Raw genomic sequence first — 14,078 nt, 5'->3', positions numbered from 1 at the left:
TTTTTTGCAAAAACCGCACCATGAAAAAATAAATCAAAAAATAAGAATGCCCCCAGACCGGCAAGGCTTCAAGCCCAACTACATAAAACCTGCCCAGTTTTGTATCAACTTGAACAATCTATTCAAACTGAATCGCCTTACTTCGTCAGCCAACAGCCATATACCCATCGCCACGTTACTTTTAAAAGCTTATCAAATATCACTATTTACGTTGAAACCTTTATAGACGCAGCTTTGCAGGCTTTGCAAACCATGGCGGAAAACGCAGGCAAGGATGGCATACGCTACTACGAGACAGTCACCCAAGCGATCTTGGGAGAGTAATAGATATATCAACCAATCGAAAGCCACCCCCTATTGGTTCTTTATTTTTGGAGTTAGTCGTGATGATAACAAGTGGTCATGAAAAAGGGGCTTGCCATGTGGCAGCCCCTTTTCTACGGCTCTTTTTCTACTGCTTTTTCTCTGCTACGACATTTCGTCTACTAGAGTGCTTGCGACTGTTGGCTTGTAAATCAGGCGTGTTTTCAGCCAGCAGTGAGCTTAAAACTCTTCCCAGTCATCTTCGCCAGCGTTAACAGGTGCTGGCTTAGAGGAAAGCGTCGGGCGCTTGAGCGCCTGTTGCGCACTTGGTGTGCCAGAAGGCAGAGACTGACGCGGTTGATTTAAAGCTGGCTGTGTCGATGAGGCTTGTGGCTCATCGTCGCCAAGCACGAAGGTGTTGATCAGCTCATTTAGGTGTTCGGCATGACGGCGCATGTTGGCCGCTGCCGTGGTGGATTCCTGCACCATGGCCGCGTTTTGCTGGGTCATGGTATCCATTTCCGCGACGGCGGTGTTGATCTGGCCAATACCACTACTTTGCTCCTTGGCACCCGCCGTAATCTCACCGATCACATCGGTCACCTTAGAGACACTTACCACAATGTCATGCATTGTCGCGCCCGCCTTACGTACTAGCTCAGCACCGGTGTGAGTGTGCTTAACAGAGCTATCAATCAGCGTACGAATCTCTTTTGAGGCATTGCTAGAGCGGCTAGCCAGTGTGCGCACTTCTTGTGCAACAACCGCAAAACCGCGGCCATGCTCCCCCGCTCGCGCGGCTTCAACGGAGGCGTTAAGCGCCAGAATGTTGGTTTGGAAAGCGATGGCGTCAATCATGGTGATGATTTCGCTGATACGCGTCGCTGAGTCGTTGATATCGTGCATCGTCCGCTCGACCTGTCCCATGGCTTCTTCACCATGTTGGGCTACTTCGGCAGTGGACTGCACCAGCTGATTGGCCTGCTGGGCATTATCCGCACTATGATTCACGGTCGAGGTAATTTCTTCCATGGAAGCCGACGTTTCCTGCAGGTTGGCTGCCGCCTGCTCGGTACGGGTGGCCAGTTCCTCGGAACTATGGGAGATTTCCCCCGCCGAATGATAAACGCTCATGGTGCTATGGCGCACATCACGCAGGGTTTCCTGCATGCGCTCGACAAAGGCATTGAACTGAACCGCTAGGTTACCCACTTCGTCGTTGCTCTCTACCGCTAAGCGGCGGGTAAGGTCGCCACGCCCTTGGGCGATATCGTGCATAGCGCTGGCGGTGCGTTTAATCGGCCCAACGGTACGACGCACAAAGCCGAATGCGAGCAGCGCCACTGCTAGAAATAAGGCCGCACCCAACAAAATAGCGAACAGGATAGACTGGCGTAAATCCGCGTTAGCGGTCGCCGCCAGTTCTGCAACAACCGCATCAACATCGGTGACATAAACCCCAGCACCGATCATCCAGCCCCATTTTTCCAGGCTATCGACGTAGGAGTGTTTCGGCTCAATTTCACGGGTGCTTGGGTATTCCCATAAGTAGCTATGAAAACCACCACCGTTCTTGGCAACCTGAAGAATATCGCGAATAAGATAATTTCCGTCTGGGGTTCGTACGTCCATCATGTTGGTACCTTCACGCTCTGGCGCAGGAGCCGTCACAATGTTGTTACCATCGAAGTCGTAGATAAAAACGTAGTTATTACCTTCAAAGCGCATGGCGCGCACGATCTCGGCTACCTGTTGTTTGGCTTCCTCATCATTGGCACCTGCTTGCTCATAAATAGGAGAAATAGCAGACGTCGCCATTTGCACAATATCGCGCACTGCATTGCGGCGCTCTTCAATCAGCACCTCACGCTGATTCGCTAGCGTCTCATGGGTGTTTTGAATACGTCCGTAGGCGTCAAACGCGACTAACCCTGCGGTTACTATGAAAAGCGGCAGTAGGACAAGCATCAGTACCTTAGCCTGTAAGCTAAGATTCCGTTTTGGCGAGGTCGAAGCAGGAGGAGGAGTAGCCATAAAGTGTTTCTCAGTAGGTCAACGGAAGAATTTTTAATAGTTTTATGCGTTTTTTATCGACCTAAGCTGTGTCAACTTTAACCACTTCGCGTATTTTTTGTTTATGAACAGCAAATTAACGCTCAAAATTGCGCTTTCATAACCTGCGTTAAGGTTATCTTCGGCCTACCCGTCCACTGTAGGGGTGTGGTGGCCAAGGATGGCCCGTTTTAGCAAGCCGCTAGCCACCTATTGTTGACTGCGCTGCCCCCTATTGGGGCAGCGCAGTTTTTTATGGTGGGCGCGATTGTCACCATCAGCCGCTTCCAGCTTCCGCCTCTAAACACGGTGTGGTAAGTGTGGAACCGTCTTCCCCAACGTCATAAGAAATCAGGAATTTCAATAACACTACCGCATTGATGGGGGCTATAGCCCGGTAAACGATTCACCGCTTCTTGAAAGGAAGCACTGCGTAACACCCGCAAGAAGTCATCGAACTTTGGCTCCTTTAAGGAGTGATAGTGACAGGCCAATACGTAGTCCTCAGTGGCTAACGGCACAAAATCAAGCCCAAACCGTTGCGCGGCAGCCGCTACACCAAAGCCGGTATCCGCCATTCCCGCAGCGACATAGGCCGCCACCGCTGAGTGGGTATACTCCTCAATCTCATAACCACCCACGTTGGCTGCTGAAATACCAGCTTCGGCCAGCAGGTTGTCTAACAGCTCTCGGGTACCCGACGATGCCTGACGGTTTATAAACCGTACCGGCCTGTTGGCCAGAGCGGCAACGCCATCAATTCCCAGCGGGTTACCCGGCGCCACCATTAACCCCTGTTGGCGTGCGATAAACCCCATTAGTCGATGATTGCGGGGCTTGAGCAGACGACGGTATTTGCGTCGCGCCTTCTCACCCACGCTACCCCGAGGCAGATGGCAGCCCGCCAGATCACAGCTATTGCGGTTAAGCGCGGCTAGCGCTTCCAAAGGGCTGCAGTACTGCAGATCAAGCTGGAGCTCCCCCAGATGCTGTGGCAATAGCTCTATCGCAAAACCGTGGCTGGCATGCAGGCGCAGAACGGGTTGAATACCTTTCTGATGCTGTTGAATAGCAAGATTAAGCTCAGACCCCAGACTATCAAGCTGTGGGCTTAACCGAGCAGTGGCGCGCTGCTCGGCCCATAGCAACTTTTCACCCAGCGGCGATAACCGCGCCCCGCGTCCACGCTCAAGTTCAACAAGCGAGACACCAAAAAAGTCACCGCCCTGGCGCAGTAAATTCCACGCGTGACGATAAGAGATTCCCGCTTCCGCGGCGGCATGAGTCAATTTGCCATGACGGTGCACTGCTCCCAGCAGGCGTAAAAGGTTGGTATCGAGCCGCTGCCCGTCGTCATCGCTAAAGCACCAGGTGGGCGTTACCTTGATTCTTTTCATAGGCACTACTTTTCATATTTTTAAGTCGATAGCTTGATGCTAGCTTTGTCTTAACCGTGATGCACGCCTTTTCAAATATGAAAAGTAGTGCAAATTTAAAACATAATAAGCAGTCGCGAGGCAGGCACCATGAACCATTCCCAGGAGTGGGCGCCACAGGCTATTCAGGCCGAAGTCGACGCCCTGAAGCACAAGCCCGGCGCCCTACTGCCGATCCTCCATGCCCTCCAAGATCGTTTCGGTTTTATCCCCGAGGCAGCAGTCCCCATCATCGCTGAAGCGCTCAATCAAACCCGCGCCGAAGTACACGGTGTCATCAGCTTCTATCACCATTTTCGCACCACGCCGCCAGGCCGCCACGTGGTTCAGATTTGCCGTGCAGAGGCCTGCCAAGCGGTAGGCGCACGCCAGCTCGAAGCTCATGCTAAGACACGCCTAGGGGTCGATTACCATCAGACGACCGGCGACCGTGAGATCACCCTTGAAGCGGTGTACTGCCTGGGCAACTGCGCCTGCGGCCCGTCCATCCGTGTGGACGACAGCGTGCGCGGGCGGGTAACCCCAGAGGCCTTTGATGCACTGTTGGATGAGCTGCAAACCCGGCCGCTGGAGATAATCGCATGAGCATCCGCATATTCGTTCCTCGCGATACCACCGCACTGTCCCTAGGCGCTGATGCCGTCGCCAACCGATTGGAAAAAGAGCTAGCCGCCCGAAGCCAGTCAATTTCCCTGGTGCGTAACGGCTCCCGCGGGCTTGCTTGGCTTGAGCCACTGGTGGAAGTTGAGACGCCTATTGGGCGGTTCGCCTATGGTCCCGTCACCGTCAACGACGTCTCGGCGCTGCTCGACAGCGGCCTGTTAGAGGGTAACGTCAGCCACCCCCTGGCGTTGGGGCCCACGGAGGAGATCGACTACCTCGCCCGTCAACAGCGGCTGACCTTCGCGCGTATCGGCATTACTGACCCGCTGTCGATTGAGGATTATCGCGCCCACAGCGGCTTCTGCGGCCTGGAGGCAGCGCTGCAGCGCGAGCCCCAGGACATCGTCGAGGAAGTCAAAGCCTCCGGCCTGCGCGGGCGCGGCGGGGCCGCCTTCCCGACCGGTATCAAGTGGCAGACCGTACTCGACACCCCTGCCGATCAGAAATATATCGTCTGCAATGCCGACGAGGGCGATTCCGGTACCTTCGCCGACCGGCTGGTAATGGAATGCGACCCTTACATGCTGATCGAGGGCATGGCGATTGCCGGGCTCGCGGTGCAAGCGACCCAGGGCTATATCTACCTGCGTTCTGAGTATCCGCTTGCTAAGGAGGTGCTTGACGAGGCGATTGCCCGCGCCGAACAAGCCGGCTATCTGGGTGATAACCTACGGGGCAGCGGTCGCGACTTTCACTTGGAAGTGCGCCTGGGCGCTGGCGCGTATATCTGCGGTGAAGAGACCTCCCTACTCGAAAGCCTAGAAGGCAAGCGCGGCCTGGTGCGCTTCAAGCCACCACTGCCCGCCATTGAAGGACTATTTGGCCGTCCCACCGTGGTCAACAACGTACTCTCGCTGGCTGCCGTACCTTTCATTCTTGCCGAAGGTGCCGAGGCCTACGCCACCCATGGCATGGGCCGCTCACGAGGCACGCTGGCACTGCAACTGGCGGGCAACGTGAAGCACGGCGGGCTGGTAGAGCTGGCGTTTGGCACCACCCTGCGCACCCTGATGGAGACGTTCGGTGGTGGCACGCTAAGCGGCAAACCATTACGCGCCGTGCAAGTGGGTGGCCCGCTAGGTGCCTACCTGCCGGAATCTCAGTGGGACTTACCGCTGGACTACGAAGCCTTTGCTGCTGAGAGCGCCGTACTGGGCCACGGCGGCGTAGTGATGTTTGACGAAAGCGTCGATATGGCTGAACAGGCGCGCTTCTCAATGGAATTCTGCAAGGTTGAGTCCTGCGGCAAATGTACCCCTTGTCGTATTGGCTCAACCCGTGGCGTGGAGGTAATTGATCGTATCCGCGCCAACCAAAACCGCGAGGCCAACCTCGCCCTGCTCCATGACCTCTGCGAAACGATGGTGGATGGCTCGCTCTGCGCCATGGGTGGTATGACTCCCTTTCCAGTGCAAAGCGCCCTAGCGCATTTTCCTGATGATTTTCAGCGGACGGCGAACGGAGATAACTCATGATCAACCATTTCGACCCCCGTCAGCACTCTAGCAGCGTCGAGTACAACAAAGACCTCGGTACGCCTTTCCCAGCCTCGGCTGCTGACGCTGCTTTGGTGAGCCTCAATATCGACGGCGTGACCATCAGCGTGCCGGAGGGCACCTCAGTACTCCGCGCCGCCGCGTTGGCGGATATTAATATCCCCAAGCTCTGCGCTACCGACAGCCTGGAGCCTTTCGGCTCCTGCCGGCTGTGCGCGGTACAAGTCGAGGGACGACGAGGCATGCCCGCGGCCTGCACCACACCGGTGGCTGAAGGTATGAAGGTGACCACCCAAAACGAACGTCTGGCCAAGCTGCGGCGTAATGTGATGGAGTTATACATCTCAGACCACCCGCTGGACTGCCTGACCTGCCCCGCCAACGGCGACTGCGAACTTCAGGATATGGCCGGTAGCGTGGGGCTGCGCGAAGTGCGCTACGGCTTCGAGGGTGAGAATCATCTTGAAGCCGCCAAGGACGAAACCAATCCCTACTTCAGTTTCGATCCTAGCAAATGCATCGTCTGCTCACGCTGTGTGCGCGCCTGCGAAGAGGTACAGGGCACCTTTGCCCTGACCATCGATGGCCGTGGATTTGAATCCAAGGTGTCAGCAGGGCAGGCCGACTCGTTCATGGATTCAGACTGTGTTTCCTGCGGTGCCTGCGTTCAGGCATGCCCAACAGCCACGCTGATGGAAAAGAGCGTCATCGACCACGGTGTTCCCGAGCACAGCGTCGTGACTACTTGTGCTTATTGTGGTGTGGGTTGCTCGTTTGAAGCGCAAATGAAAGGTGACCAGCTGGTGCGCATGGTGCCCTATAAAGGCGGTGACGCTAACCATGGCCACTCTTGTGTCAAGGGTCGCTTCGCCTTTGGCTACGCCACCCATCCGGACCGCCTGACCTCACCGATGGTTCGCGACAGCATCGACCAACCCTGGCGTGAAGTCAGCTGGGAAGAAGCCATCGGCTTTGCCGCCAGCCGTTTGAAAGCAATTCAGGCTGAACATGGCCGCGAGAGCATTGGCGGCATCACCTCATCGCGCTGTACCAACGAAGAGACCTACTTGGTGCAGAAGCTGATCCGCGCGGCCTTCGGCAACAACAATACCGATACCTGTGCGCGGGTCTGCCACTCGCCCACTGGTTATGGCTTGAAAACCACGCTGGGCGAGTCCGCCGGCACCCAAACATTTGACTCAGTCATGAAGGCCGATGCAATTATCGTCATTGGCGCTAACCCCACCGACGCTCACCCGGTGTTTGGTTCGCTGATGCGCAAGCGCTTGCGTCAAGGCGCGAAGCTAATCGTCGCTGACCCACGTCATATCGACCTTTTAAAGACTCCGCACATGAGTTCGGCCCAACATCTGCCGCTGCGTCCAGGTACCAATGTGGCGCTGATCAACGCGCTGGGCCACGTGGTAGTGACCGAAGGTCTTGAAGATAAAGCCTTCGTAGAGAAGCGCTGCGATACCGAGGCCTATCACCGCTGGCGCGCCTTCATCAGTGAGCCTCGCCACTCCCCCGAGGCCAGCGCAGAAATCACCGGCGTGCCCGCCGAAGCCGTACGTCAAGCGGCGCGCACCTATGCTAAAGCAGCTAATGGCGCAATCTACTACGGTTTGGGGGTGACCGAGCACAGCCAAGGCTCCACCATGGTGATGGGCATTGCCAACCTGGCCATGGCCACCGGTAACATTGGCCGCGAGGGCGTGGGCGTGAACCCGTTGCGCGGCCAGAACAATGTGCAGGGTTCATGTGACATGGGTTCCTTCCCCCACGAGCTGCCGGGCTACCAGCACGTGGCCGACCCCATCGCCCGCGGCCGCTTTGAGTCCGTGTGGGGCGTAAAGCTCGACGACGAGCCGGGGCTACGCATTCCTAATATGTTCGATGCCGCCATCGAAGGCACCTTTAAAGCGCTTTACGTGCAAGGCGAAGATATCGCCCAATCCGACCCCAACACTCAGCACGTCGAGGCGGCGCTCACGTCGTTGGACTGCCTGATTGTGCAAGATATTTTCCTCAACGAAACGGCCAAGTTCGCCCACGTGCTGCTGCCCGGCTCAAGTTTCCTCGAGAAAAACGGCACCTTCACCAACGCCGAACGGCGCATCAACCGGGTACGCAAAGTAATGCCTGCGCTGGCTGGCAAGGAAGATTGGGAGGTCACCCAGGATCTGGCCAATGCGCTGGGCTACCCGATGCACTACACCCATCCGTCCGAGATCATGGACGAGATCGCCCAGTTAACGCCAAGCTTTGCGGGCGTCAGCTACGCCAAGCTAGAGGAGCACGGCAGCCTGCAGTGGCCCTGCAACGCCGAGTACCCGTTGGGCATGCCGACCATGCACGAAGTTGACTTCCCCATTGGCCTGGGACGCTTTGCGATTACCGAGTACGTGGCCACTGAAGAGCGCGCTAACCGCCGCTTCCCGCTGCTGCTCACCACTGGGCGGATTCTCAGTCAGTACAACGTAGGCGCCCAGACCCGGCGTACCGACAACCAACGCTGGCACGACGAGGATGTGTTGGAGCTGCATCCCTCTGATGCCGAGCTTCGCGGCGTACGCGACGGTGACTGGCTGGGTATTACCAGCCGCTCGGGCCAGACGGTGCTACGCGCACGACTCAGCGAACGCATGCAGCCGGGGGTGGTCTACACCACCTTCCATCACCCCGGCAGCGGCGCTAACGTTATCACGACGGATAACTCAGACTGGGCCACCAACTGTCCTGAATATAAAGTCACGGCGGTGCAGGTGGAAAAAGTCAGCCAACCCTCCGCTTGGCAGCAGCGCTTTAACACTTTCGACCTGATCCAGCGAGACCACCTGGCCAAAGCGCATCAGGAGGCACCATGAGTACCCGTCACCCACGCGGTGCGGTAGTACGCCAGCCGGTGGAGGTGCGTCGTGGTGCTAACGGCTGGTACACCGATACCCAGGAGGATCTACTGGCCTTAGAAAGGCCAGTAGCACTGGTCTACAACGGCATCTCCCATGCGGTGATGATGGCAAGCCCCGTCGACCTTGAGGATTTTGCTCTTGGCTTCAGCCTTTCCGAAGGTATCCTGGCCAATATCACCGAGTGCTACGACCTCGAAATCCGTGAAGCGCCTCAGGGCCACACCGTTCATCTTACTATTGCCAGCCAACGGATGGCTGAGCTCAAACAGCGGCGGCGCAGCCTGACAGGGCGTACCGGCTGCGGCCTGTGCGGCACCGAGGCCCTGGAACAGGCTATTCGTCCGATTCCTTCCGTCGTGGCACCGTCGCTTAGCGATGCCGCCATTCAGCGCTCGCTGCAGGAATTGGTCTCTCATCAACCGCTGCAGGCAGCCACTGGCGCTAGCCACGGTGCCGCCTGGTGCGATCCCCAGGGTCGCATCCAACGACTACGCGAAGATGTTGGCCGCCACAACGCGTTGGACAAACTGATCGGCGCGCTCGCCCGCGAGGCTGCCCCTCTAGAAGAAGGGTTTGCGCTAGTCACCAGCCGCGCCAGCTACGAGATGGTGCACAAGTGCGCTAGCGCGGGCATCGGCGCACTGGTGGCGGTTTCGGCGGCCACTGCGCTGGCCGTGGAGCAGGCCCAAGCGTCAGGCCTACTTCTGGCGGGCTTTGCCCGGTCTGGCCGCCACTTGATCTACCATCGCCCCATTACAACGGCGATTGCCCACGGCTAAGGAGACACTCAATGTCGACGCATAACGATAAGAATCTGATTCACATGATTAATCAAATCGCCGTGAACTTGCGCGGCGGCCACGACGAGGAAACGGCTGCAGCAGCCATTTGTCGACACCTAGAAACCTTCTGGGCAAGGCCAATGAAACAACGTCTGGTGGCCTCGTTGGAGCGGGAGGATGATGAACTGTCACCGTTGGCTCGGCGCGCTGCGTTGTTGTTGGCTGAGCGACTGTTGGCTGAGCGACAAGCCCGCTCAACATAGTGGCTTGCCGCTTGGCAAGCCACTGCTGCGAGCGCTTTTTATTACCGTTACTTGCTACCGACTATACTGCTGCCTGGGGCCGACGCTCATCCAGCATGCCTTTATCGAGAATAAAGCGGATGATCTCTTCAAGGCCAACGCCATCGTAGAGATTGGTAAACACAAAGGGGCGCTCACCGCGCATTTTCTTCGAATCCCGCTCCATCACCTCAAGCGAGGCGTGTACCTGCTCGGCAATATCGATCTTGTTGATAATCAGCAGGTCTGACTTGGTAATACCTGGCCCACCTTTACGGGGGATCTTATCGCCTGCGGAGACGTCAATCACGTAAAGCGTGAGATCCGAAAGCTCGGGGCTAAACGTCGCAGAGAGGTTGTCGCCACCAGACTCCACCAGCACCAGCTCTAATCTTGGGTGGCGGGCATGTAGCTCATCGATGGCCGCCAGGTTCATCGAAGCATCTTCGCGGATGGCGGTATGCGGACAGCCGCCAGTTTCCACACCTAGAATACGGTCGGCAGGCAGCGCATCGTGTTTAAGCAAAAAGTCCGCATCTTCGCGAGTGTAAATGTCGTTAGTCACGACGGCGATATCGTAGTAATCCCGTAGCGCCGAACAAAGCTGCTTAAGCAGTGCCGTTTTACCGGACCCCACCGGGCCGCCCACACCTACACGTAAACAGTGCGTCATGGTTATCTCCGAATTAATAAGCGTTTCAAATAGCTAAGCGTTTAACTTCTAAACAAGCGTGAATATTGTGTTTCGTGCAGAGCGCTTGCCAGCGCCACGCCGGGCAGTATCGGGCCAAGATCATCATCTTCTAGCAACAGTGCTTGGTCGACGGCTGCCACCAGCTCCCCGCGCAGCTGTTCAATCACCCGCTGGGCGGCGGTATGGCCCAAGGGCAGTGCTTTGCAGGCTACCGCCAGCTGGTTTTCAAGCCACGCCCAGCCAAACCCTAATAGCGCTTGACGCGGGGGCACGCCCCGCCTGTAGGCGGCGTAACTAAATAGCGTGACATAGCCCGCTTGAGACGGAAGTAAAGGCGGATTTCCAGCGCCTTTTGGCAATAACTCCAGGCTACCCAGCAGGCGCTTGAGTGAAGCGCCCAAACGGCTATCCTCGGCGGCTAATTCAGCGGTTTCACGGGTGGCCGCCAACCACTCGTCCCACTGAGCAATTGCATTGCTGTCCTGCTGCTCAAGGGCGGTGTAAAAGCGCGCAATCAGCGGTAGTTCACAGCGAGTTAGACCATCTTCCAGGACGCCGGAAAGCCACTCAGAAAGGCTTTGTTCATCACTTACCCAGCCCAGCTCAAAGGCACTTTCCAGCCCTTGGGAAAACGCAAAGGCGCCGATGGGTAGCGCGGGGCTGACCAGCTGCATTAGCCCTAGCAGGGCTAAGTCATGGCTGTCTAGCGCGACACGCTCAGTGGGCATGGTGGTGCTCATGGCTGTGTGAATGGTCGTGGTCGTGCCCATGGGAATGAGTATGCCCGTGGCTATGCGAATGCCCACCGCCCACTTGGTTGTACGCGCCGGGTTCTGGATCGAAGGTGGCATTGTGGTGCTCAAGCGTCGCGCCCAAAAGCTCGGCCAGCTCTTCGAGCACGTGGTCGGGTGGGAAACGCACCCAGCCGCCCTGTTCATCTTCACCCAGCGCCAGCTGCACATGGCGGTTGCCTAAATGGTAGGCAAGCTTCGCCAGCGGTAAGCCAGTGCTCACCCGCGCGGTGACGACCGGTTCGATAGCGGCACACACGCGGACAACCTCGCCACTCTCGGCCTTCAAGCCCTCACCATCGCGCAGCACCGGGCCGCGATCCAGAAACAGGCCCAGCTCGCGACCGCTATCGCTCTCGGCTTTCAAACGGCCACGAATGCGCAGTTCGAAGGGCAGCGTTAACGTGTCGCTGGCGGCGCTTTCGTCAACGGGCCCGAGGCGCTCAATTAATTTCAACATGCTCTCATCCTTTCTCGATCCATGAAGACTGAGCCGGGGGTAGGCTGTAGAGAGGGTCTTTTGCCATGGATGGCAAAAGTAGCGTACAGGGACGTATTTACAGCGCCCTCTCGTAGGCCTACCCGCGGCGCCCTGGATAACAACTCAATCAAAACAAGTGATAACGCTGGGCTAACGGCAGCTCGGTGGCGGGCTCGCAGGTAAGTAGCTCGCCATCGCAGCGCACTTCATAAGTTTGCGGGTCAACGGTGAGCTCTGGGCAGGCGTCGTTGAGCTTCATATCTTTTTTACGCACGCCGCGTACGTTTTTACAGGCGGAGAGCGAGCTCTGCAGGCCCAGTCGCTCTTTAATGCCCGCATCAATCGCCGCTTGGCTCACGAAGTTGAGCCGTGTTTGGCTGGCGGCGCGGCCAAAGGCCCCGAACATATGCCGATAATGCACCGGCTGGGGCGTGGGGATAGAGGCATTGGGGTCGCCCATGGGCGCTGCCGCAATCATGCCGCCCTTTAAAATCAGCGAGGGTTTTACGCCGAAAAATGCCGGCTTCCAGAGCACTAAATCAGCCAGCTTACCAACCTCAATAGAACCTACTTCATGGGCAATGCCATGGGTGATCGCGGGGTTAATAGTGTATTTAGCGATATAACGCTTGGCGCGCAGGTTATCAGCACCCTGGGCTTCATCTTCGGGCAATAAGCCGCGCTGCACCTTCATTTTATGAGCCGTTTGCCAGGTACGGCAGACCACTTCGCCCACTCGCCCCATGGCTTGGGAATCCGAGGCAATCATCGAGATCACGCCCAGGTCGTGGAGAATATCTTCAGCAGCAATGGTTTCACGGCGAATACGTGAGTCGGCAAAGGCCACGTCTTCGGGAATGTTGGGGTCCAAGTGGTGGCAGACCATCAGCATATCCAGGTGTTCATCGATGGTGTTAACCGTATAAGGCCGCGTCGGGTTAGTGGAAGACGGCAGTACGTACTGTTTTGAGCAGGCGGTCAGGATATCCGGCGCGTGACCGCCGCCAGCCCCTTCGGTGTGATAGGTATGAATACCGCGCTCTTTAAACGCCGCCAGGGTGTCTTCCACAAAACCGGATTCGTTGAGTGTGTCGGTGTGGATCGCAATCTGCACATCGTACTTCTCTGCCACGCTGAGGCAGGTATCAATGGAAGCAGGCGTGGTGCCCCAGTCTTCGTGGAGTTTGAGCCCCATAGCACCGGCTTCCAGCTGCGCTGCCAACGCTTCCGGCAGACTGGCATTACCCTTGCCGAGCAGGCCAATGTTCATCGGCAGATCGTCCACGGCTTGCAGCATTTTGCCAATATGCCAAGCACCGGGAGTGCAAGTGGTGGCGTTGGAGCCAGTCGCCGGACCGGTGCCACCGCCAAGCATGGTAGTCACCCCACTCATCAGCGCTTCTTCTACCTGTTGGGGGCAAATAAAGTGGATATGAGCGTCAATCCCTCCAGCGGTGAGAATCTTGCCTTCGCCTGAGATAATTTCAGTGCCGGGGCCAATCACTATATCTACATCGGGCTGAGTGTCGGGGTTGCCTGCCTTGCCAATCGCGGCAATACGCCCGCTTTGCAGGCCGACATCGGCTTTAACAATGCCCCACCAGTCTAAAATCAGCGCATTGGTAATCACCGTATCCATCACCGTAGCGTCGTTACGCTGGCTTTGCCCCATACCGTCGCGAATGACTTTACCGCCACCAAACTTCACCTCATCGCCATAATGGGTAGCGTCTTGCTCTACCTCAATCCACAGCTCGGTATCGCCCAGGCGCACACGATCGCCTACCGTGGGTCCATACATATCGGCGTAGGCTTGCCGGCTGATTGTGTTAACCGGTTTCATTGTTTATCTCCATCGAGCGCACCCATCACATCGCCGCGGAAGCCGTAAATTTCGCGCTTACCAACGAAGGGAATTAGCGTGACCTTGCGGGTCTGGCCAGGCTCAAAGCGAATTGCGGTACCCGCTGCCACGTCTAAGCGAAAACCACGGGATTTGCTGCGATCAAATACCAGCGCGGGGTTGGCTTCAGCGAAGTGGTAGTGAGAGCCGATCTGAATAGGGCGGTCGCCGGTATTAGCCACGTCGACGCTAATCCGCTCGCGGCCCACGCATAGCTCAATATCACCGTCTTTTAACTGATACTCACCGGGAATCATCTGCTTGCTCCTGCGTCGCGGTGCTGA

General features: G+C 57.1%; 12 protein-coding genes. 5 read left to right on the top strand and 7 right to left on the bottom strand.

Features of this window, described 5'->3' with window-relative positions; translation table 11 throughout:
- Positions 1 to 543 precede the first annotated feature (543 nt).
- Together HVE01_RS03640 and HVE01_RS03635 are read right to left on the bottom strand one after the other, a co-directional pair.
- Entirely contained in the window at positions 544 to 2,337 is a 1,794-nt protein-coding gene (locus HVE01_RS03640) for a methyl-accepting chemotaxis protein (RefSeq protein WP_146942440.1), read from the bottom strand.
- Positions 2,338 to 2,696: 359 nt separating this feature from the next.
- Positions 2,697 to 3,752 carry a substrate-binding domain-containing protein gene (locus HVE01_RS03635; RefSeq protein ID WP_146942438.1) on the bottom strand — a complete coding sequence of 352 codons (1,056 nt, stop codon included), beginning with the start codon at positions 3,750 to 3,752 and terminating at the stop codon, positions 2,697 to 2,699.
- A 129-nt stretch (positions 3,753 to 3,881) separates the two neighbouring features.
- Between HVE01_RS03635 and HVE01_RS03630 the strand changes: the two genes are divergently transcribed.
- The 5 genes from HVE01_RS03630 to HVE01_RS03610 are packed head-to-tail and all read left to right on the top strand — an operon-like array spanning position 3,882 to position 9,907.
- Complete coding sequence (locus tag HVE01_RS03630; protein ID WP_146942436.1) at positions 3,882 to 4,376, top strand: formate dehydrogenase subunit gamma; 495 nt, start codon at positions 3,882 to 3,884, stop codon at positions 4,374 to 4,376.
- Positions 4,373 to 5,929 (top strand): formate dehydrogenase beta subunit, encoded by a 1,557-nt coding sequence (locus tag HVE01_RS03625; protein WP_146942434.1) that lies wholly within the window; start codon positions 4,373 to 4,375, stop codon positions 5,927 to 5,929. The genes HVE01_RS03630 and HVE01_RS03625 overlap by 4 nt, the downstream gene beginning before the upstream one ends.
- On the top strand, positions 5,926 to 8,817 hold the full coding sequence (gene fdhF, locus HVE01_RS03620; protein WP_146942432.1) for a formate dehydrogenase subunit alpha: 2,892 nt from the start codon (positions 5,926 to 5,928) through the stop codon (positions 8,815 to 8,817). Before HVE01_RS03625 ends, fdhF begins: the two co-directional genes overlap by 4 nt.
- Complete coding sequence (gene fdhD, locus HVE01_RS03615; protein ID WP_146942430.1) at positions 8,814 to 9,641, top strand: formate dehydrogenase accessory sulfurtransferase FdhD; 828 nt, start codon at positions 8,814 to 8,816, stop codon at positions 9,639 to 9,641. The genes fdhF and fdhD overlap by 4 nt, the downstream gene beginning before the upstream one ends.
- Positions 9,642 to 9,652: 11 nt before the next feature.
- Positions 9,653 to 9,907: a formate dehydrogenase subunit delta gene (locus HVE01_RS03610; protein ID WP_146942428.1), complete on the top strand. Its 255-nt coding sequence runs from the start codon at positions 9,653 to 9,655 to the stop codon at positions 9,905 to 9,907.
- 61 nt (positions 9,908 to 9,968) lie between these two features.
- On the opposite strand, the gene ureG is transcribed toward HVE01_RS03610, so the two are convergent.
- The 5 genes from ureG to HVE01_RS03585 all read right to left on the bottom strand — a co-directional run bounded on the left by ureG (position 9,969) and on the right by HVE01_RS03585 (position 14,051).
- The gene (gene ureG, locus HVE01_RS03605) at positions 9,969 to 10,598 is read right to left on the bottom strand and encodes an urease accessory protein UreG (protein ID WP_146942426.1); all 630 of its coding nucleotides are present in this window, start codon (positions 10,596 to 10,598) and stop codon (positions 9,969 to 9,971) included.
- 41 nt (positions 10,599 to 10,639) lie between these two features.
- Positions 10,640 to 11,347 (bottom strand): urease accessory protein UreF, encoded by a 708-nt coding sequence (locus HVE01_RS03600; RefSeq protein WP_146942424.1) that lies wholly within the window; start codon positions 11,345 to 11,347, stop codon positions 10,640 to 10,642.
- Positions 11,337 to 11,870, bottom strand: coding sequence for an urease accessory protein UreE (gene ureE, locus HVE01_RS03595; protein WP_146942422.1), 534 nt, complete (start codon positions 11,868 to 11,870; stop codon positions 11,337 to 11,339). Before ureE ends, HVE01_RS03600 begins: the two co-directional genes overlap by 11 nt.
- Before the next feature lie 148 nt (positions 11,871 to 12,018).
- Positions 12,019 to 13,734 carry an urease subunit alpha gene (gene ureC, locus HVE01_RS03590; protein ID WP_146942420.1) on the bottom strand — a complete coding sequence of 572 codons (1,716 nt, stop codon included), beginning with the start codon at positions 13,732 to 13,734 and terminating at the stop codon, positions 12,019 to 12,021.
- A complete protein-coding gene (locus HVE01_RS03585; RefSeq protein WP_146942418.1) occupies positions 13,731 to 14,051 on the bottom strand; it encodes an urease subunit beta in 321 nt (106 codons plus the stop codon). The genes ureC and HVE01_RS03585 overlap by 4 nt, the downstream gene beginning before the upstream one ends.
- Positions 14,052 to 14,078 lie beyond the last annotated feature (27 nt).

This window comes from Vreelandella venusta, from assembly GCF_007989605.1.
Lineage (GTDB): Bacteria > Pseudomonadota > Gammaproteobacteria > Pseudomonadales > Halomonadaceae > Vreelandella > Vreelandella venusta.
Note: the sequence above shows the minus strand (reverse complement) of the source record. Positions and strands in the feature narration are given on the sequence as shown.

Excerpts from the sequence above, each read along its gene's own strand:
- HVE01_RS03640 (WP_146942440.1), bottom strand. The coding sequence starts at position 2,337 with ATGGCTACTCCTCCTCCTGCTTCGACCTCGCCAAAACGGAATCTTAGC.
- HVE01_RS03635 (WP_146942438.1), bottom strand. The coding sequence starts at position 3,752 with ATGAAAAGAATCAAGGTAACGCCCACCTGGTGCTTTAGCGATGACGAC.
- HVE01_RS03630 (WP_146942436.1), top strand. The coding sequence starts at position 3,882 with ATGAACCATTCCCAGGAGTGGGCGCCACAGGCTATTCAGGCCGAAGTC.
- HVE01_RS03625 (WP_146942434.1), top strand. The coding sequence starts at position 4,373 with ATGAGCATCCGCATATTCGTTCCTCGCGATACCACCGCACTGTCCCTA.
- fdhF (WP_146942432.1), top strand. The coding sequence starts at position 5,926 with ATGATCAACCATTTCGACCCCCGTCAGCACTCTAGCAGCGTCGAGTAC.
- fdhD (WP_146942430.1), top strand. The coding sequence starts at position 8,814 with ATGAGTACCCGTCACCCACGCGGTGCGGTAGTACGCCAGCCGGTGGAG.
- HVE01_RS03610 (WP_146942428.1), top strand. The coding sequence starts at position 9,653 with ATGTCGACGCATAACGATAAGAATCTGATTCACATGATTAATCAAATC.
- ureG (WP_146942426.1), bottom strand. The coding sequence starts at position 10,598 with ATGACGCACTGTTTACGTGTAGGTGTGGGCGGCCCGGTGGGGTCCGGT.
- HVE01_RS03600 (WP_146942424.1), bottom strand. The coding sequence starts at position 11,347 with ATGCCCACTGAGCGTGTCGCGCTAGACAGCCATGACTTAGCCCTGCTA.
- ureE (WP_146942422.1), bottom strand. The coding sequence starts at position 11,870 with ATGTTGAAATTAATTGAGCGCCTCGGGCCCGTTGACGAAAGCGCCGCC.
- ureC (WP_146942420.1), bottom strand. The coding sequence starts at position 13,734 with ATGAAACCGGTTAACACAATCAGCCGGCAAGCCTACGCCGATATGTAT.
- HVE01_RS03585 (WP_146942418.1), bottom strand. The coding sequence starts at position 14,051 with ATGATTCCCGGTGAGTATCAGTTAAAAGACGGTGATATTGAGCTATGC.